The sequence below is a fragment of the Kitasatospora sp. NPDC097643 genome (assembly GCF_040302625.1).
Classification (GTDB): domain Bacteria; phylum Actinomycetota; class Actinomycetes; order Streptomycetales; family Streptomycetaceae; genus Kitasatospora.
In genome coordinates, this window is sequence record NZ_JBEOSA010000085.1 from 1 (window position 1) to 18,105 (window position 18,105).

Annotated in this window: 17 protein-coding genes; 8 read left to right on the forward strand and 9 right to left on the reverse strand. The window is 73.0% G+C overall.

Annotated elements, in window-relative coordinates; all coding sequences use genetic code 11:
* Window positions 1–146 precede the first annotated feature (146 nt).
* The gene (locus ABTY15_RS35460; protein WP_350605034.1) at window positions 147–959 is read right to left on the reverse strand and encodes a hypothetical protein; all 813 of its coding nucleotides are present in this window, start codon (window positions 957–959) and stop codon (window positions 147–149) included.
* A gap of 236 nt (window positions 960–1,195) precedes the next feature.
* Here ABTY15_RS35460 and bioB point away from each other — a divergent pair, with 236 nt between their 5' ends.
* From bioB to ABTY15_RS35480, 4 genes are read left to right on the forward strand one after another with little or no spacing between them, the layout of a single operon-like run.
* Window positions 1,196–2,437: a biotin synthase BioB gene (bioB, locus tag ABTY15_RS35465; protein ID WP_350605036.1), complete on the forward strand. Its 1,242-nt coding sequence runs from the start codon at window positions 1,196–1,198 to the stop codon at window positions 2,435–2,437.
* Between the two features lie 30 nt (window positions 2,438–2,467).
* Window positions 2,468–3,775, forward strand: coding sequence for an adenosylmethionine--8-amino-7-oxononanoate transaminase (locus tag ABTY15_RS35470; RefSeq protein WP_350605038.1), 1,308 nt, complete (start codon window positions 2,468–2,470; stop codon window positions 3,773–3,775).
* Window positions 3,772–4,530 (forward strand): dethiobiotin synthase, encoded by a 759-nt coding sequence (gene bioD, locus ABTY15_RS35475; protein ID WP_350605040.1) that lies wholly within the window; start codon window positions 3,772–3,774, stop codon window positions 4,528–4,530. Before ABTY15_RS35470 ends, bioD begins: the two co-directional genes overlap by 4 nt.
* Window positions 4,531–4,584: 54 nt before the next feature.
* Window positions 4,585–5,031: a hypothetical protein gene (locus tag ABTY15_RS35480; protein WP_350605042.1), complete on the forward strand. Its 447-nt coding sequence runs from the start codon at window positions 4,585–4,587 to the stop codon at window positions 5,029–5,031.
* A 73-nt stretch (window positions 5,032–5,104) separates the two neighbouring features.
* Here the strand turns inward: ABTY15_RS35480 and ABTY15_RS35485 are convergent, their stop codons facing one another.
* The 6 genes from ABTY15_RS35485 to paaK all read right to left on the reverse strand — a co-directional run bounded on the left by ABTY15_RS35485 (window position 5,105) and on the right by paaK (window position 11,440).
* Window positions 5,105–5,722 carry a helix-turn-helix domain-containing protein gene (locus ABTY15_RS35485; protein WP_350605044.1) on the reverse strand — a complete coding sequence of 206 codons (618 nt, stop codon included), beginning with the start codon at window positions 5,720–5,722 and terminating at the stop codon, window positions 5,105–5,107.
* Window positions 5,723–5,796: 74 nt separating this feature from the next.
* A complete protein-coding gene (locus ABTY15_RS35490) occupies window positions 5,797–6,477 on the reverse strand; it encodes a class I SAM-dependent methyltransferase (protein WP_350605046.1) in 681 nt (226 codons plus the stop codon).
* A 135-nt stretch (window positions 6,478–6,612) separates the two neighbouring features.
* Complete coding sequence (locus ABTY15_RS35495; protein ID WP_350605073.1) at window positions 6,613–7,881, reverse strand: sugar ABC transporter permease; 1,269 nt, start codon at window positions 7,879–7,881, stop codon at window positions 6,613–6,615.
* 71 nt (window positions 7,882–7,952) lie between these two features.
* Window positions 7,953–8,732 (reverse strand): ATP-binding cassette domain-containing protein, encoded by a 780-nt coding sequence (locus tag ABTY15_RS35500; protein WP_502893664.1) that lies wholly within the window; start codon window positions 8,730–8,732, stop codon window positions 7,953–7,955.
* Window positions 8,733–8,840: 108 nt separating this feature from the next.
* A complete protein-coding gene (locus ABTY15_RS35505) occupies window positions 8,841–9,962 on the reverse strand; it encodes a sugar ABC transporter substrate-binding protein (RefSeq protein ID WP_350605049.1) in 1,122 nt (373 codons plus the stop codon).
* Between the two features lie 143 nt (window positions 9,963–10,105).
* Entirely contained in the window at window positions 10,106–11,440 is a 1,335-nt protein-coding gene (gene paaK, locus ABTY15_RS35510; protein ID WP_350605052.1) for a phenylacetate--CoA ligase PaaK, read from the reverse strand.
* A gap of 268 nt (window positions 11,441–11,708) precedes the next feature.
* Here paaK and ABTY15_RS35515 point away from each other — a divergent pair, with 268 nt between their 5' ends.
* The 3 genes from ABTY15_RS35515 to ABTY15_RS35525 all read left to right on the forward strand — a co-directional run bounded on the left by ABTY15_RS35515 (window position 11,709) and on the right by ABTY15_RS35525 (window position 15,123).
* Complete coding sequence (locus tag ABTY15_RS35515) at window positions 11,709–13,292, forward strand: hypothetical protein (protein WP_350605054.1); 1,584 nt, start codon at window positions 11,709–11,711, stop codon at window positions 13,290–13,292.
* A gap of 21 nt (window positions 13,293–13,313) precedes the next feature.
* Entirely contained in the window at window positions 13,314–13,655 is a 342-nt protein-coding gene (locus tag ABTY15_RS35520; RefSeq protein WP_350605055.1) for a hypothetical protein, read from the forward strand.
* Between the two features lie 289 nt (window positions 13,656–13,944).
* Window positions 13,945–15,123, forward strand: coding sequence for an ROK family protein (locus ABTY15_RS35525; protein WP_350605058.1), 1,179 nt, complete (start codon window positions 13,945–13,947; stop codon window positions 15,121–15,123).
* A gap of 76 nt (window positions 15,124–15,199) precedes the next feature.
* On the opposite strand, the gene ABTY15_RS35530 is transcribed toward ABTY15_RS35525, so the two are convergent.
* Window positions 15,200–15,973 carry a GntR family transcriptional regulator gene (locus ABTY15_RS35530; RefSeq protein ID WP_350605061.1) on the reverse strand — a complete coding sequence of 258 codons (774 nt, stop codon included), beginning with the start codon at window positions 15,971–15,973 and terminating at the stop codon, window positions 15,200–15,202.
* Between the two features lie 276 nt (window positions 15,974–16,249).
* On the opposite strand from ABTY15_RS35530, the gene ABTY15_RS35535 reads away from it, so the two are divergent.
* Window positions 16,250–17,056 carry an exodeoxyribonuclease III gene (locus ABTY15_RS35535; RefSeq protein WP_350605063.1) on the forward strand — a complete coding sequence of 269 codons (807 nt, stop codon included), beginning with the start codon at window positions 16,250–16,252 and terminating at the stop codon, window positions 17,054–17,056.
* 541 nt (window positions 17,057–17,597) lie between these two features.
* Here the strand turns inward: ABTY15_RS35535 and ABTY15_RS39925 are convergent.
* Window positions 17,598–17,972 carry a hypothetical protein gene (locus ABTY15_RS39925; RefSeq protein WP_502893666.1) on the reverse strand — a complete coding sequence of 125 codons (375 nt, stop codon included), beginning with the start codon at window positions 17,970–17,972 and terminating at the stop codon, window positions 17,598–17,600.
* Window positions 17,973–18,105: the final 133 nt, after the last annotated feature.

Consider the following 18,105-nt stretch of genomic DNA (forward strand, 5'->3'; position numbering starts at 1 on the left):
GGGGCGCGGCGGCGAGGCGGGCCCGGAAGTGGACGGCGCGGGCGGCCATCAGGGCGCGGTTCCGCTCCGGTGCGGATCCGCACCGGGCCCCTGGCCTTGGTTCATCGCGTCCGGTTCGTCACGTCCCGTTCGTCACGTCCGGTTCGTCACATCCACACGAACGGCTGCCCCGCCGCGTACGACAGTGCGCGGGTGGCGTCGTACAGGTTGAACTCGCCGGTGGCCGAGGCGCTCGGCGTCGGAGCGGCCGACGCCGGGGTCGAGGCGGTACCGCTCGGGCGGACGTCGCCGGGGCGGGAGCTGGTGACGGTCACGTAGTGCCCGACCGCCTCGATCCGCTGCTCGCTGCCCGGCTTGCCGCCGCCGGACTGCGCGGGCGCGATGTTGGTGTCGGCGAGGATGAAGGCGACCGCGCCGGGCTTGGCTCGCAGCGCGTCGGCGGCCTTGGCGGCGGTGTTCTGGTCGGCGAAGCGCAGCAGGGTGACGCTGCTGAGCACCGGGTGGTCGACACCGGTGAAGCTGACCGTCAGGTAGGCCTGGCAGCCGGTGTCCTTGAGCAGCTCCTGGGTGCGGTCCTGCAACACCTCGGTGCAGTTCTCGCCCTGGCGGATGCCGTTGCGCCTGGCCTTGTAGGCGCCGACCTCGACCGGCCGCTGGACCGGGAAGAGGGTGTCGACGTTCAGGCCCTCGGGGTCGGTGCGCGGCGGCGGGCTGCCCACCACCGGCGGCGTCTTGGCGGAGTCCTTGGTGGACGGGCCGAGCCCGGGTATGTAGTCACCGGGCATCGGGCGGGTGATGAGCCAGCCGCCGGCCGCCACCACACCCGCCACGGCCATCCAGCCGACCGCCCGGCGGGCCGTCAGGCGGCTGCCGCGGGCGGGGCGGGCGCGGTTGTACGGTCCTGCCTGGCCGTGCTGGCCCTCTCCCGGAGTCGGGGTGCGCTCCCCCTGCGTGGTCATGGCGCAGATTCTAGGCAACCCGCGGGTGGTCCAGATCACGGGGTGGGCGGTTGTCGATCATCGTCGGCGGGGCCCACCGACTACCCGTCGGTAACCCCGAACGGCCGACCCCGTCAAGCGCGTGACCAGCCACGACGCCGTGAGCTTCGACACTGTGGCAATCGGCACATCCTCACCCGGATCTTCTGGCGGGTTTCCTCTGGCGTCATTCGAGCGCCACCAGGCAGGATCACCCCATGGATCTGCTCGATACCCTCACCGCCAAGGGCCTGCGCGGCGAAGTCCCGACCCGCGAAGAGGCGCTGGCCGTCCTCGCCACCACCGACGACGAGCTGCTGGACGTGGTCGCGGCCGCCGGCAAGGTGCGCCGGCGGTGGTTCGGCCGCCGGGTCAAGCTCAACTACCTGGTGAACCTGAAGAGCGGGCTCTGCCCCGAGGACTGCTCCTACTGTTCGCAGCGGCTGGGTTCCAAGGCCGAGATCCTCAAGTACACCTGGCTCAAGCCCGACCAGGCCGCCGACGCCGCCCGGGCCGGCGTGGCCGGCGGCGCCAAGCGGGTCTGCCTGGTCGCCAGCGGCCGCGGCCCGACGGACCGCGACATCGACCGGGTCACCGACACCATGGCCGCCATCAAGGAGGCCGACCCCGCGGTCGAGATCTGCGTCTGCCTCGGCCTGCTCTCCGACAACCAGGCGGAGCGGCTGAAGGCGGCCGGCGCCGACGCCTACAACCACAACCTCAACACCTCCGAGAACACCTACGGCGACATCGCCACCACCCACTCCTACGCGGACCGGGTGGACACCGTGCAGAAGGCGCACGGCGCGGGCCTGTCCGCCTGCTCCGGCCTGATCGCGGGCATGGGCGAGAGCGACGAGGACCTGGTCGACGTCGTCTTCGCGCTGCGCGAGCTCGGCTCCGACTCCGTCCCGGTCAACTTCCTCATCCCGTTCGAGGGCACCCCGCTCGCCAAGGAGTGGAACCTCACCCCGCAGCGCTGCCTGCGCATCCTGGCGATGGTCCGCTTCGTCAACCCGGACACCGAGGTGCGGATCGCCGGCGGGCGCGAGGTCCACCTGCGCACCATGCAGCCGCTCGGCCTGCACATCGCCAACTCCATCTTCCTCGGCGACTACCTGACCAGCGAGGGCCAGGCCGGGCAGGCCGACCTCGACATGATCAAGGACGCCGGCTTCGAGGTCGAGGGCGCCGGCGAGGCGACCCTGCCGCGCCACCGCGCCGACGTCGCCGCGGCCGCCCACGCCGGTGGCGGGTGCGGCACCGCCGCGTCGGCCTGCGGCAGCGGCGGGGGCGGCTGCGGCCCGTGCGGCGGGCACGCCCACACCGAGCCCGCCGAGGCTCCCGAGGCCACCGAGTCCGCCGAGGCCGTGGCGGCGGCTCCGGCCGACGAGCTGCGCAGCGACCTCGTCAAGGTCCGCCGTCGCGGCGCCGGGACCGAACTCGCGCCCAACGCCTGACCGTCACCCCTCCCTGGAGATCCGCTCACCATGTCGTCCCCGCTGCCCGCGGACACCCTGCTCGCCCTCGACCGCGCCCACGTCTGGCACCCGTACGGGCCGATGCCCGGCACCGTCACCCCGTACCTGGTCGAGTCCGCGTCGGGCGTCCGGCTCCGGCTCGCCGAGCCGGTCGCGGGCGGGCAGCGGGAGCTGGTCGACGGGATGTCCTCCTGGTGGGCGGCCATCCACGGCTACCGGCACCCGGTGCTGGACGAGGCCGTCCGCGAGCAGCTGGGGCGGATGAGCCACGTGATGTTCGGCGGGCTCACCCACGAGCCCGCCGTCCGGCTCGCGACGAAGCTGGTCGAGATCACGCCGGAGCCGCTGCGGCACGTCTTCCTCGCCGACTCCGGCTCGGTGGCGGTCGAGGTGGCGCTGAAGATGTGCCTGCAGTACTGGCAGTCCGTCGGCCGCCCGGAGAAGCGCCGGCTGCTGACCTGGCGCGGCGGCTACCACGGCGACACCTTCCACCCGATGTCGGTCTGCGACCCCGAGGGTGGCATGCACCACCTGTGGGGCGGGGTGCTGCCCGGGCAGCTCTTCGCACCGCAGCCGCCGGCCGGGTTCGACGCCCCGCTCGACGCCGAGTACGCCGCCCGCTTCGAGGAGTTGATGGCGCGTCACGCCGATAAGCTGGCCGCGGTCATCGTCGAGCCGGTGGTCCAGGGCGCGGGCGGGATGCAGTTCCACTCCCCCGCCTACCTGCGGATGCTGCGCGAACTCTGCGACCGGTACGGGGTGTTGCTGGTCTTCGACGAGATCGCGACCGGGTTCGGGCGCAGCGGCGCGCTGTTCGCCGCCGACCACGCGGGCGTCTCCCCGGACGTCATGTGCCTGGGCAAGGCGCTCACCGGCGGGTACCTGACGCTGGCCGCCACCCTGTGCACCGGCGAGGTCGCCGACGGGATCAGCCGGGGCGAGATGCCGGTGCTCGCGCACGGGCCGACCTTCATGGGCAACCCGCTGGCCTGCGCGGTCGCGAGCGCCTCGCTGGAACTGCTGCTCGGGCAGGACTGGGCGGTCGAGGTGAAGCGCATCGAGACCGGGCTGGCCGACGGCCTGGCGGGCGCCCGTACGATCCCGGGCGTCGCGGACGTCCGGGTCCAAGGTGCCATCGGGGTGGTGCAGTTGGACCACCCCGTGGACGTCGCGGCGGCCACCGGGGCGGCCGCCCGGGAGGGCGTCTGGCTGCGGCCCTTCCGAGACCTGATCTACACCATGCCGCCCTATGTGACGGCCGACGAGGACGTGGCCCGCATCGCGGCCGCCGTGACCGCCGCGGCGGTGGCCGGATGAGCGCGCGGATCCTGTTCGTCACCGGCACCAACACCGACGTCGGCAAGACCGTCGCCACGGCGGCCGTCGCCACGGCGGCGCTCCGGAGTGGCCTGCGGGTGGCCGTGGTCAAGCCCGGGCAGACCGGCGTGGCGCCGGGCGAGCCCGGGGACGTCGAGGAAGTCCGGCGCCTGGCGGGCGAGTTGACGATCCGCGAACTGGTCCGCTACCCGGAGCCGCTGGCCCCGGACACGGCGGCCCGGCGGGCCGGCCTTGCCTGCCTCTCGCCCGTCGAAGTCGTCGCCGCCGTCGGCGAGTTGGCCGCCACCCACGACCTCGTGCTGGTCGAGGGCGCGGGCGGGCTGCTGGTCCGCTACGACGAGCAGGGCCGCACCCTCGCCGACCAGGCGCGCGCGGTGCGGGCCGCCGGGCTGCCGGCCGAGGTGCTGCTGATCGCCTCGGCCGGGCTGGGGACGCTCAACATCGTCGCCCTGACCGCCGAGGCCCTGGCGGCGCGAGAACTCCCGCTGGCGGGCGTGCTCGTCGGCTCCTGGCCCGCCTCCCCCGGCCTCGCCGAACGCTGCAACCTGGTCGACCTCCCCCGCTCGGCCGGTGCCCCGCTGCTCGGCGCCCTGCCCGAACGGGCGGGCACCGTCGCCGACTTCGCCGCCCTCGCCCAGGCCTCGCTCGCCCCGGAGCTGGGCGGCACCTGGGACGCGAAGCAGTTCACCGACGCCAACTGGCCGAAACCGGCCGCACTTCGCCCGAACGTGTGATGTCGGCACGCGAACCGTGTACGGGGTGAGTACCGGCTCAATACCGTTCCTTCCATGACAGACGGCCTGACCGTAGACGAGGCCCTGCGGGCCTTGGCCGCCCTGGAGGCGGCGTGGAAGGACGACGACGAGGCGCTGTCCGCCCTCGCGGCGGGCGGCGCCGATGAACAGCCGCTCCCGGCCCTGGTCGCCGCGTACGGCGAACACGCCATGGACACCCTGATGGCACTGGCGTTCGGCCTCCGGTCGTCGATGAGCGACGAGGAGATCGCCGAACTCTCCGACGCGGTCAGCGCCAACATCGGCGCCCGGATGAGCGCCCTGCTCACCCAGACCCTCAAGTCCTGGGGCGCGGCCGCGGCGAACGACGACCTGGCGGTGACGAAGGCCATCGCCCGCGCCGTGATCGACGCCATGCGGGCGGTCACCGAGGAGCCGAGCAAGACGGAAGTCCTCCCGCTGCTGGCAACCTTCCGCACCTACGCCCTCAACAACCCCTGACCGACCGCGACTTCACCGCCCTGGCGCGGTCTGCCCGCCCCCGGTCGTTCGGTTTACCGAATCCCGGGCGCGGTCAGTGCTCGTGCCGCAGGGAGGGCGCCTCGCCCGGGTCGGTGACGTGCAGGCGCTGCTCCGCGCGGTAGTGCAGCAGCAGCACCGAGCGCACCACCTCGCCGTCCAGCGCGGTGTACGCGTGCGGCAGGGAGGCGTCGAAGCCGACGTAGTCGCCGGGCCCCAGCTCGACCTCGCAGCCGTTCACCCGCACCCCGAGCCGGCCCACCTGGACGATGGTGTGCTCGGTGCCGATGTGGCCGGTCGAGTCCTGCGTGCCCCCGGTGCGGAACTGCTGGTCGTAGACCTCGACCACCGAGTCCCCGGACTCGATCCGGCGCAGCGGCCGCAGGTCGACACCCTCCCCGCTGAGCGCCTCCACGTCCGCGGCCCGCACCACGGTGAGTTCGCCGGAGGGCCGCCCGTCCACCAGGTCCGAGATCGGCACCCCGAGCACCCGGGAGAGCGCCAGGACCGTCTCCAGCGTGGGGTTCCCGGTGCCGGACTCCAGCTGCGAGAGGGTCGCCTTGCCGATCCCGGCCCGCCGGGACAGCTCGGAGAGCGACAGCCCGCGCTGCCCCCGGACCCGCTTCAGGTTGGCGGCGAGCACACCCCGCACCGACCCCTCGGAGACGCTCACGCTGTACCTCTCTTCGTCCCGGACGTTGTTCGCTCCACCGTACGGGACGGGCCGCGACGGGAGGGCCGCGTGGGTCAGCCGAGCCGCCACACCGTGGTGGTCTTGACCGCGGTGTCCTCCAGGTCGGCGACGACCGGGACCTGGTACGCGGCGAGCGCGGTGAAGCGCTCCCGGGGCAGGTAGGCGCGGCCCGGGTCGCCGACGACGACGGTGGCGCCGCGGGCGGCGGCCCGTTCGAGGAACGGCAGGAACCGGGCGGCCATCTCCCGTTCGTAGAAGACGTCGCCGGCGAGCACGACGTCGGCCGGGGCGCCGTCGCCGTCGATGAGGTCGACCAGGGCGGCCGTCACCCGGACGCCGTTGGCCTCGGCGTTGAGGCCGATGGCGGCCACCGCGTAGGCGTCGATCTCGGCGGCGCTGACGGACCGGGCGCCGCTCAGCGCGGCGGCGATGCCGACCACCCCGGATCCGGCGGCGACGTCGAGCACCGTCCGCCCGGCGACCAGTTCGGGGTGGTCGAGCACGTAGCGGCTGACGGCGACGCCGCCGGCCCAGGCGAACGCCCAGAACGGCGGCGGCAGTCCGGCCTTCCCACGGGCCCGCTCGGTGGTCTCCCAGAGGGTGATGGCGTCCTCGGCCATGTGCAGGCCGATCTCGGGGACGGACGGGACGGGCGCCAGCCCGGTCTCGCTCCGGATGAAGGCGAGGTCGGCTTCCAACCCGGGAGGCTGAGGAGTTCGCAGCTCAGTCGGCATGCCCGCAGCATAGGGCCCCGCGGCCGGTGACGACGCGCAGGTGACCACGCGCAGGTGACCACGCGCAGGTGACCACGCGCACCCGACGGGCACGGCGGCCGGTGGTCGCTCGTACCCGGCGGGCCCGGCCGGTGGTCACGCGCGCCCGGCGGCCTTCTGGGTGCGCCGCGCCAGCGAGTCGACCACGACGGCGGCGAGCAGCACCGCACCGGTGACCATGAACTGGATGGCGTTGCTGAGGCCCTGGATGTTCATCCCGGACTGGATCGAGCCGATCACCAGCGCACCGAGCAGCGCCGACCAGGTCGAGCCGCGCCCGCCGAACAGGCTGGTGCCGCCGATGACGGCCGCCGCGATGGCGTTCATCAGCAGGTTGCCGCCGCCGGAGGTCTGGCTGGCGGACTGGATCTGCGCGGCGAGGAACAGACCGCCGACCGCCGCCATGGTGGAGCAGATGCTGAACACGCTGATCCGGATCCAGGACACGTTGATGCCGGCGCGCCGGGCGCCCTCGATGTTGCCGCCGAGCGCGAACACCTGGCGGCCGTAGCCGGTGCGCCGCAGCACGAAGTCCAGCACCACGATGAAGATCAGGAAGATCAGCAGCGCCAGCGGCAGGCCCTTGTACTGGTTGAGCGTGTAGGCGGCCAGGAAGGCGACGATCGCCAGCAGGACGGTGCGCAGCACGATGTCCGACATCGGCCGGAACGGCACGCCCGCGCGCTGGCGGCGGCGGGCGTCGACCAGCGAGGCCACCACGAACAGCGCCACGCCGATCGCCGCCGCGCCGTACGCGGCGATCTGCTGCCCGTAGATGGTGCTGTACAGCCGGGAGACGATGTCGTGGCCGGAGAGGTTGACGGTGCCGGTGGCGCCGAGGATCTGCAGCATCAGGCCGTTCCAGCCGAGATTACCGGCGAGGGTGACGACGAAGGCGGGGACGCCGACCTTGGCGAAGAAGACGCCCTGGATCACACCGACCACCGCGCCGCTGACCAGGGCGGCGAGCAGCGCGACCCATTCGTTGACGCCGTTGGTGACGTTCAGGACGGCGTAGATCGCCGCGCACAGTCCGCTGACCGAGCCGACCGAGAGGTCGATCTCGCCGAGCAGCAGCACGAAGACCACGCCGATCGCGATCATGCCGGTGCCGACGATCTGCTGGGACAGGTTGGAGAGGTTCTGCGCGGACAGGAAGCTGCTGTTCAGGCTGCCGAACACGGCCCAGATCACGATCAGGGCCAGCACCACCGGCAGCGAGCCGAGTTCGCCGCTGCTGAGGCGGCGGCGGAACTCGACGACGTAGCCCTTGATGCCCTCCTGGCGGACGATCAGCCGCGGGTCCACCGCCGGGGTCGCCTCGGGGGCGACCGGGACGGGCGCGTTGACGCCGCCCCTGGGCATGCTGTCCTCGGGCAGCGGGACGTGGTGGCGTTCGGGCTCACCGCCCGGGGGGCTCCCGGGGATGTTCTCGCTCACTCGGAACCCTCCTGGCCACGCGCCTTCCGCCGGGTCACGGCGTTGTCCGTGGCACCGGTGATGGCGGAGATGATCTCTTCCTGGTTGGTGTAGCGCTTGTCGAAGACGCCGTTGTTGCGGCCGAGGCGCAGCACCGCGACGGTGTCCGCGACGGCCATCACGTCGGCCATGTTGTGGCTGATCAGGATCACGCCGTGGTCCTGCTCGCGCAGCCGCTCCACCAGGTCGAGCACCTGGGCGGTCTGCTCGACGCCGAGGGCGGCGGTGGGCTCGTCCAGCATCACGACCTGGGGCGAGCCGATCAGCGCGCGGGCGATGGCCACCACCTGGCGCTGACCGCCGGAGAGCGAGGCGACCGGGATGCGGACACTGGGGATGCGGATGGACAGGGTGTCCAGCAGCGCCCGGGAGCGCTTCTCCATCGCGACCTCGTCGAGGATGGTGAAGCGCCGGATCTCGCGGCCGAGGAAGAGGTTCCCGACCACGTCGAGGTTGTCGCACAGCGCCAGGTCCTGGTAGACGGTGGCGATGCCCAACTGCTGGGCGTCCTGCGGCCGGTGGATGCCGACCGGCTTGCCGTGCCACTCGATGACGCCGTCGTCCGGCTGGTGCACCCCGGCGATCGCCTTCACCAGGGTGGACTTGCCGGCGCCGTTGTCGCCGACCAGGGCGAGCACCTCGCCGGCGTGTACCTCCAGTTCGATGTCGGTGAGCGCCTGGACGGCGCCGAACCGTTTGGAGACCCCGCGCAGGGCCAGTACGGTCTCACCTGCCACAGTGACCAACTCCCTTGCCCCGCCCCCGGACTGGGGGCGGGGCCTGTTCGGCTTCGGGCTCGTCGGACACGCCCCGGGCTGGTCGGACGAGCCCGGGGGCGCCGTCGGCTACTGGAGACCGGCGGCCTGGCACGCGGCGGCGTAGTCCGGCGTGCAGATCTGGGCGACGGTGTAGAGGCCGTCCTTGACCACGGTGTCCTTGATGTTGTCCTTGACGACCACGATCGGCGTGAGCAGGTTGGCCGGCACCTTGTTGCCGCTGCCGTTGGTCACGGTGACGGGCACGAGGGTGGAGTCCAGCGGCTTGCCGCTCGCCAGCGCGACCGCCATCTGGCCGGCCGCGTCGGTCTCCGGCTTGAACGGCTTGTAGATCGTCATCGTCTGGGTGTTGATCAGGATCCGCTGGATGGCGTCGAGCTGGGCGTCCTGGCCGGTGAGCGGGACACCACTGATGCCGGCCGCCTTGAGGGCGGTGGCGACACCGGCGGCCATGCCGTCGTTGGCGGAGTAGGCGCCGACCACGTTGCCCGCGCCGATCGCGGTGATCGCGGCGGCCGCCTCCTGGTTGGCGGTGTTCGGGTCCCACTGCGGCGTGTCGTACTCCTTGCCGACCTTCAGCTTGCCGTCGATGGCGCTGTGCGCGCCGGCCTTGAAGTCGGCCGCGTTGGGGTCGGTCGGCGAACCGTTGATCATGAAGATCTGGCCGGAGCCGGCCTTGTCGCCCACCGCCGCCACCAGGGCCTGACCCTGGAGCTCACCGACCTTGTGGTTGTCGAAGGACACGTACGCGTCGGCGGGCCCCTGGGCGAGGCGGTCGTAGGCGAGCACCTTGACGCCGGCGTCGTGGGCCTTCTGGACGGAGGACTGGATCGCCTTGGAGTCCACCGCGTCCAGGATCAGCACCTTGTCGCCCTTGGTCAGGGCGGTGTCCACCTGGGTCTGCTGGAGCGTGGCGTCCTGGTTGGCGTTGTAGTAGTCGATCTGCGCGTCCGGCGCCAGCTCCTTGATCTTCTGCTCGATCAGCGGGCGGTCGAACTGCTCGTAGCGGGTGGTCTTGGTCTCCGGCAGCAGCAGGCCGATCCGCACGGCTCCCACCGCGCTCGCACTGCCGCTCGCACCGCCCGAGGTGCCGCCGCCGGTCGACTGCTTGGCACTGCCGCAGGACGCCGCGCCCAGGCCGAGGGAAACCACTGCGGTCACCGCGAGGACGCGGCGAAGCCCGTTGCTCATGAGGATGCCTCTCCGGTTTGAGTCCACCCCCTTGCTCCGAGTCTGGGAACCTCCGGCCGTCGCCACGATCCCGGTTGCGCCGAACGGGTCGCCCCGTCACCGGATCGGCCCGCTCACGCTGCTTCAGGAGCGCTCACGCCGTTTCAGGCGCGCTCGTCGACCACCCGCTTGATCTTCCCGACCGAGCGCTCCAGCGTGTACGGCTCGACCACCTCGGCCGCGACGGTGACGCCCACGCCGTCCTTCACCGCCCGGACGATCGCCGCCCCGGCCGCTGCCCGCAGTTCCGCCGGCGCGTCCGGCCGCGCCTCGACCCGTACGGTCAGGTGGTCCAGCCGCCCCTGCCGGGTGAGCCGCAGCTGGAAGTGCGGCGCGACACCCGGGGTGCGCAGCAGGATCTCCTCGATCTGGGTCGGGAAGACGTTCACCCCGCGCAGGATGATCATGTCGTCGCTGCGCCCGGTGACCTTCTCCATCCGCCGGAACGCCGGCCGCGCGGTGCCCGGCAGCAGGCGGCTGAGGTCGCGGGTGCGGTAGCGGACGACCGGCATGGCCTCCTTGGTGAGCGAGGTGAAGACCAGTTCGCCGCCCTCGCCGTCCGGCAGCACCTCGTCGGTGAACGGGTCGACGATCTCCGGGTAGAAGTGGTCCTCCCAGACGTGCAGCCCGTCCTTGGTCTCGACGCACTCCTGCGCGACACCGGGGCCGATCACCTCGGAGAGGCCGTAGATGTCGACGGCGTGCAGGTCGAACCGCTCCTCGATCTCGCGCCGCATCTCCTCCGTCCAGGGCTCGGCGCCGAAGACGCCGATCCGCAGCGAGGTGGCACGCGGGTCGATGCCCTGCCGCTCGAACTCGTCCAGCAGGGTGAGCAGGTAGGACGGGGTGACCATGATGATCTCGGGCCGGAAGTCCTGGATGAGCTGCACCTGCCGGGCCGTCATGCCGCCGGAGGCCGGGATGACGGTGCAGCCGGCCCGTTCGGCGCCGTAGTGGGCGCCCAGGCCGCCGGTGAACAGCCCGTAGCCGTAGGCGATGTGCACCTTGTGCCCGGGGCGGCCGCCGGCCGCGCGGATCGAGCGGGCGACCACGTCGGCCCACATCGACAGGTCGCGCTCGGTGTAGCCGACCACGGTCGGGCGGCCGGTGGTGCCGCTGGAGGCGTGGATCCGGCGGACCTGCTCCATCGGAACGGCGAACATGCCGAAGGGGTAGCCCTCGCGCAGGTCGGCCTTGGTGGTGAAGGGGAAGCGGGCGAGGTCGGCGAGGGTGCGGCAGTCCTCGGGCCGGACGCCGGCCGCGTCGAACTTGCGGCGGTACAGCTCGACGTTGTCGTAGGCGTGCCGCAGGGTGGCCTGGAGGTGGGTGAGCTGGTGGGCGCGCAGCTCCCCGGGGCTCATCCGCTCACCGGCGTCGAGCAGCTCCGGCGGGAGCGGCTCCCCGAGGCGTCGTCGCGGGGCGGGGGCGCTGCCGGTCATCGTCGCTCCTTCGCGGGTCGGATGCCTACCGATCGTTCGGTCCGGATCACCTCGGAGCCAAGTAATCCAGCGCCCGGATCAGCTGTCAAGGGACCCCGCAGGGCGTTCCGGAATGCCAGATTCCAGCTGATTGAGGGGAGATCGCCCCACCGACCGGCCTGCCTGATATGAAAATCATTACGGAATCTTGACCCGCGAGCGGCCGCCACCGGGCCCCCTGCATGGTTCAGTAGTGCGGCTTCTCCCCCGCACCCCGGAGTGATTCACCGTGCCCACGCCCTCTGCCCTGGTCGGCGCCCTGCGCGAGATCGGCGACCGACCCGCCGTCGTCGCCGACGGGCGCGCGATCAGCGGCATCGGCCTGCTGCTCGGCATCACCCCGCCCGGCGGCCTGCCCCGGGCTCTCGCCGACCGGATCGCCGTGCACACCACGCTGCCGCCGGCCGCCGCCCGCACCGCCGAACAGCGGCTGCGGCACTGGGCCGGCGTGCTCGGCCCGCCGCCGATCCGGCACACCGTGCTGCACCCCGCCACCGAACTCGCCGTCGACCTCGCCCTCGCCACCCTCCTCGCCGGCGGCACCGTCCACTGCGGCGACCCCGAGCAGCTGCCCGACCACCAGCTCGCCGGCCTCGCCGCCACCGCCACCACCCACCTCAGCCTGCCCTCCGAGCTGCTCTGGCGGCTCAGCCGCGACCCCGCCCTCACCGGGCACGACCTCGGCACCCTGCGGCTGGTCCTGCACGTCGGCCCCGAACCCCGGCAGGACGACGTGTACGCCGCCGTCGACGCGCTCGGCGCCGTCCTCGCCCACGTCCGCGCCCCGCACAGCCACGCCGAGGCCGCCGACCACCGGCTGCGCGCCGCCGTCGACACCGCCCGCGCCGCCGCCTGGAAACACGCCATCGGCGTCACCGCCGACCAGGTGCAGGCCTTCGGCGAGCGGCTCGACCACGCCGTGCTCTCCGCCCTGCTGCTGACCCTCCAGCAGCGCGGCGCGCTCACCGACCCCGGACACGGCCGGACCCCGGCGCGGATCCTCGCCGCCGCCCGGATCGCCCCCGCCCAGCGGCCCCGGGTCCGCCGCTGGCTCGACGCGCTCGCCCGGCACGGCCTGATCGCCCGTCACGGCGACGCCTACCACGGCGCGCCCGAACGCACCGCCGCCGAGGTCCGGGAGGCCTGGCGGCTGGCCGCCGAGGCCTGGGCCGACGGGCTCGGCCCGGCCGCCGCCCTCGACCGGGTCCGCCGCGCCGCCGGCCGGCTGCCCGAGCTGCTCACCGGCGAGGAGCCGACCACCCCGGCCGACGCTCCGATCGCCACCCCGGTTGCCACCGCGGCCGCCGCGCCGGTCCGCTCGGCCGCCGCCCGCGGGTACCTCGGGGCCGCGCTCGGCAGCCTGGTCCGCGGCATGGCCGAGGCCCACGACGGGCCCGCGCCGCTGCGCCTGCTCGAACTCGACAGCGGCGGCGAGGACCGCGAGGGCGCCGACACCGCGATCGCCCGCGCCCTCGCCGCCCGCCCCCGGCCGTCCGTCGACCACCACCGGATACCCGACGGCCACCGCTACGACGTGCTCGTCGCCACCGCGACCGCCCGTCCGGAGACCGCCGTCCGGCCGCTGCTGCGCCTGCTCGCGCCCGGCGGGCGGCTGCTGCTGCTCGCCCCCACCGGGGAACAGCTCGACCTGCTGATCACCGGCGGGCCCGCGGCCCCGCCACCCGCCGCCCCCGCCGGGCACTGGCGCGCGGCGCTCGCCGCGGCGGGCTGCCCGACCGTCCTGGCGCTGCCCGAGGACGGGCACCCGATGGAGCTGCTGGGCCAGCGGCTGCTCGCCGCCCGCATGCCCTGACCCGCCGCTACGATCGGGGCCATGTCCCCTGCCCCGCGGACCTCCCGCGCCGCCGTCGCCAACTCGTCGGCCTCGCTCGCCTCCGTCGCCTCGATCGGCTCGATCGCGTCGCTCGCCTCCGTCGGCTCGATCCTCTCGATCGGCTCGGTGGGCTCGATCCTGTCCGTGGGCTCGGTCGGCTCCGTGCTCTCCCTGGGCTCGGTCGGCTCCGTGCTCTCCCTCGGCTCGGTCGGCTCCGTGCTCTCCCTCGGCTCGGTCGGCTCCGCCGTCTCCGCGTTGTCGGCCGGCTCCTGGCGCAGCCTCGGATCGCTGCACTCGGCACGTTCCCGCTGGTCCGTCCGGTCCCGGGGGCCACGGGCGTAGCGGCGGCCACCAGTCCGTACGGGCCGTCGGTGCGCGGCTGGTGAAGCCCGCCTCACGCACCGCCACCCGGTGCGTACCATTTCGATACCGAAGCCTGGATGAGCTGCGGGGATCCTCGCCCGCCGGGCCCGCCCCCGGGTAGGCTCCGCTTGTCCTCCGGCCCTGGCGCGGGCGGCCGCGCGCCGCCGTGCCGCGAACCGGACGGCGGACTCACGCGGGACCCCCGGTGGTCACCGCGCACTCGACACCGCGCGCCAGGGCAGTCGCGCGACCGGCGAAGGGCATCGCATTGGCGGATCGGCTCACCGGAGGAGACTCCTCACTGCTGCGGCGGATCAACGCGGCGGTCACGCTTCGGGCGCTGCGGACCGGCCACTCCGTGACCCTCACTCAGCTCGTCGGCGAGACCGGGCTCTCCCGGCCGACCGTCGAGGGCGTCATCGAGGGTCTGGTCGAGACCGGGCTGGTCGCCGAGGTCGAGCAGCCCAAGGAGGACGGCCAGCCGGGCGCCGGGCGCCGCGGCCGGCCGGCCCGCTGGTTCCGCTTCCGCGCCGAGGCCGGGCACATCCTCGGCGTCGAGATCGGCGTCCACGACGTCCGGGTCATCCTCGCCGACCTCACCGGCGAGGTGGTGGGCAGTCACTTCAAGCCGGTCGACGAGACCCTGGAGGCCGAGGACCGGCTCGCCGCCGTGCGGACGGCCGTCGCCGAGGTGCTGCGCAAGGCCGGCATCTCCCGGGACAACCTGTGGGCGGTCGGCATCGGCACGCCCGGCATCGTCGACCGCGACGGCACCATTCGGCTCGGCACCGCGATGCCCGGCTGGACCGGCCTCGACCTCGGCGCCCGGCTGCGCCGCTCCTTCCGCTGCCCCGTCCTCATCGAGAACGACGCCAACCTCGCCGCGATCGCCGAGCACTGGCAGGGCGCGGCGGTCGGCGCCGACGACGTCGTCTTCGTGATGGCCGGCCTCAGCCCCGGCGCCGGCTCCCTCATCAACGGCAAGCTGCACCGCGGCTACGGCGGCGCGGCCGGCGAGATCGGCGCGCTCCACCTGCTCGGCCAGGAGGTCACCCCGGAGCGGCTGCTCTCCACCACCGGCAAGCCGCTCAACCCGCTGGACGAGGCCGCGGTGGCCCGCGTCCTGCGGCTCGCCCGGGAGGGCGACGAGGTGGCGAAGGTCGCGATGGACCGCTTCCTGACCCGCCTGGTCCAGGGCGTCGCCGCGCTCGTCCTCGCCATCGACCCGCAGCTGGTGGTGATCGGCGGCTGGGCGGCCGGCCTGGACGGCGTGCTGGGGCCACTGCGCGAGCGGCTCGCCCAGTTCACCCTGCGCGCCCCCGAGGTGGCCCTCGCGGCGCTCGGCTCCGAGGTGGTGGCGATGGGCGCGCTGCGGGTCGCGCTCGACCAGGTCGAGGACCAGCTCTTCGCCGTCGACCCGCCGAGCACCGGCAACGGCCGGGCCTGACGCTTGCTTCCCAACAGCTGAGGCCCGGACGCCACTTGGGCGTCCGGGCCTCAGCCGGAGGGATTCGAAAGGTGGTTCAGGAGGCGGTGCGGACCTCGGCCGTCGCACCGACCGGGGTGACCTCGACCAGACCGGCCTCGCCGAAGGTCAGCTTGCAGGTGTCGGCCCGGTAGGTGGAGACGGCCAGCGCCACCAGGCGGCCGGCGGAGGCGTACTGGGTGGTCATCACCAGCACCGGCGTGCCGGGCGGACGCTCCAGCAGCGCGGCCTCCTCGGCCTCGGCCACACCGAGCTCGACCGCACGGGACTCGCCGTCCACCTCCAGGCGCTCCAGCTGACGCAGCACCGAACGGGCGCGGTCGCTCTCGGCGCGGAAGCCCGGCAGGTGCGGCAGCGCGGCGGCCGGCACGTGCAGCGACTCGGAGGCCACCGTCCGGCCCTCCACCAGGCGGACCCGGCGGACGGTGTGGACGGTCGCACCCTCGGCGACGCCGAGGCCCTTGGCGAGCTGCGCCGGGGCCGGGGCGGTGGTGCAGTCCACCGTGCGCCAGGCCTGGCTGCGGACGGCGCCGGGCCAGCCCTCCTCCTGCCGGTTCACTGGGACGCCGACGCGCGGGGCGGCGATCAGGGTGCCGATGCCGCGCCGGCGGACCAGGCGGCCCTCCAGCTCCAGCTGGTCGAGGGCCTGCCGAAGGGTCGCCCGGGCGACGCCGAAGCGGGCGGCGAGCTCACGCTCGTTGGGGAGGACCTGACCGGTGGAGAACTCCGTGTCGATGGCGCGCAGCAGCACCGTGCGCAGGTGCCAGTACTTCGGTTCCGGCACCGCCGAGAGCTGTCCTGTCGTTCCCACCGTGTCCTCCACCCTGTTCTGGCCGCCCTGCGAAAGGAGGGCGGATCGCGGGCCCGCTGTCCGCTGTTGCGGCAGGTGGGAGAGCGGGCCTTTATCCGTCCTTCTTTATTAAAGGTCTTTGCAGTAAGCGACCCTAGGGGCATCCTCCGGAGATGGTCAAGACCAATGACAGGGCTTGGTGCGACTGTCACCGGAATTTATGCCGCGTTCACGTCAGACTATGCCCGGTGCGCGTCACGCCACCGACCGGACGGGCACACTCGGTAGGCTTCCCGGGTGATCGTGGTGACGAGTGTGAACGTGAACGGAATCCGGGCGGCGGCCAAGAAGGGCTTCATCGAGTGGCTGGCCGCCACCGAGGCGGACGTCATCTGCCTACAGGAGGTGCGCTCCGAGCCCGAGCAGCTGCCCGTCGAACTGCGCGACCTCGAAGGCTGGCACGCGGCGTGGGCCCCCGCCGCCACCAAGGGCCGGGCCGGCGTCGCCGTCCTGTCCCGCCGGCAGCCCGAACGGACCACCATCGGCTTCGGCTCCGCGGAATTCGACAATTCGGGCAGATATCTCGAAATCGACCTGCCCGGCCTGACCGTCGCCAGCCTCTACCTCCCCTCCGGCGAAGTCGGCACCGAGCGCCAGGACGAAAAGGAACGCTTCATGGCGGAATTCCTCGTCCACCTCACCGACCTCCGCGCCCGCGCCGCCGCCGACGGCCGCGAGGTCGTCGTCTGCGGCGACTGGAACATCGCCCACCGCCCCGAGGACCTCAAGAACTGGAAGGCTAACCAGAAGTCCGCCGGCTTCCTCCCCGAGGAACGCGCCTGGCTCTCCCGCGTCTACGACGAGGCCGGCTACGTCGACGTCGTCCGCGCCCTCCACCCCGACCGCACCGGCCCCTACTCCTGGTGGTCCTACCGCGGCCGCGCCTTCGACAACGACTCCGGCTGGAGGATTGACCTTCTGACGGCCAGTCAGACGCTCGCGGACACCTGCACCCGCGCCTACGTCGAACGCGCAGCCTCCCACGCGGAGCGGTGGAGCGACCACTCACCCGTCACCGCCGAGTTCGATTTCGACATTAACTAGCCATCAAATTCCCGCAGTTGACGAACATGCAGGCACGGGCCCTGGGCTGACCACATGACACCAGCCCAAGGCCCGCTCACATCGGTTCACGCGGCCCAGCATTCGTCCAACCGGCTCGACGGGGCAATGAACGAATCGACCTGCTTTCTGCAACTCTCGACATCGCCGCCAGGCCAATAGGCCCACATCGAGTGGCGGCTCCCACGTCGAGCGGGCGAGCGACCAAGCCCGCGACCTCCGTCCACGCCTCGGAGAATCACACCGGGAGTAAAGCAGCACCAGGGCCGCTCGGCCTGTCCGCCGTACGCCGGCGCTGCGGCGAGCCCGTCGACTACGGGGAGCTCGCACCCCGGATCACGGCTTGCTCCCGCCGGTCACCCCCGTGTAGCGGAGCCACCGGAGTCGTCGCCGGCGGCGCATGACGACACATGGGCAGGCCTCAGATCCCCCGGCACGGCTGCCGCGAGGACGCGGAGGTCCCCGGCCCCGTCCGGAGCGGGAAGTCGGCCAGTCCGACTTCCCGCTCCGGCCCAGAGGTCGGTCAGCCGCCGGCGATCGCGTGGGCGATGGCGAGGGCGGCGACCTCGACGCCGATCTTGCGGGCGATCCCCAGGGCCCAGGCTCCGGCGGCCTTCAGGTGGGCGAGGGCACCGGTCTCGTCGCCCTGCTGGGTGGCGACCTCAGCCTGGGCGACGGCGCCCACAGCGGTGTCGTGCTCCAGGGTGACCGCCTCGGTCTTCAGGGCCAGGCGGAGCTGTTCGAGCTGGGCCGCGAGGGCGAGCAGGTTCACCGGTGAGCCGTCGGGCATCCAGACCTGGGTGTAGCAGGCCCTCGGAGTGCGGCTCTGGGTGGTGAAGTCGACGTGGACCAGGCCGAAGCGCTGGTGGTAGCCCTCGGCCCGTCGAACAGGGGTCATTGTATCGGGTCGCAAGAGCTACGGACTCTGGAGGCCCCTCGACGCCAGCGACGCGAGGAGCTTCACCAAGCAGTTGGAGGCGGCCGAGCGACGCAAGGCCGAGCGGCAACCGCCAGATTTGGAACGGCACGGG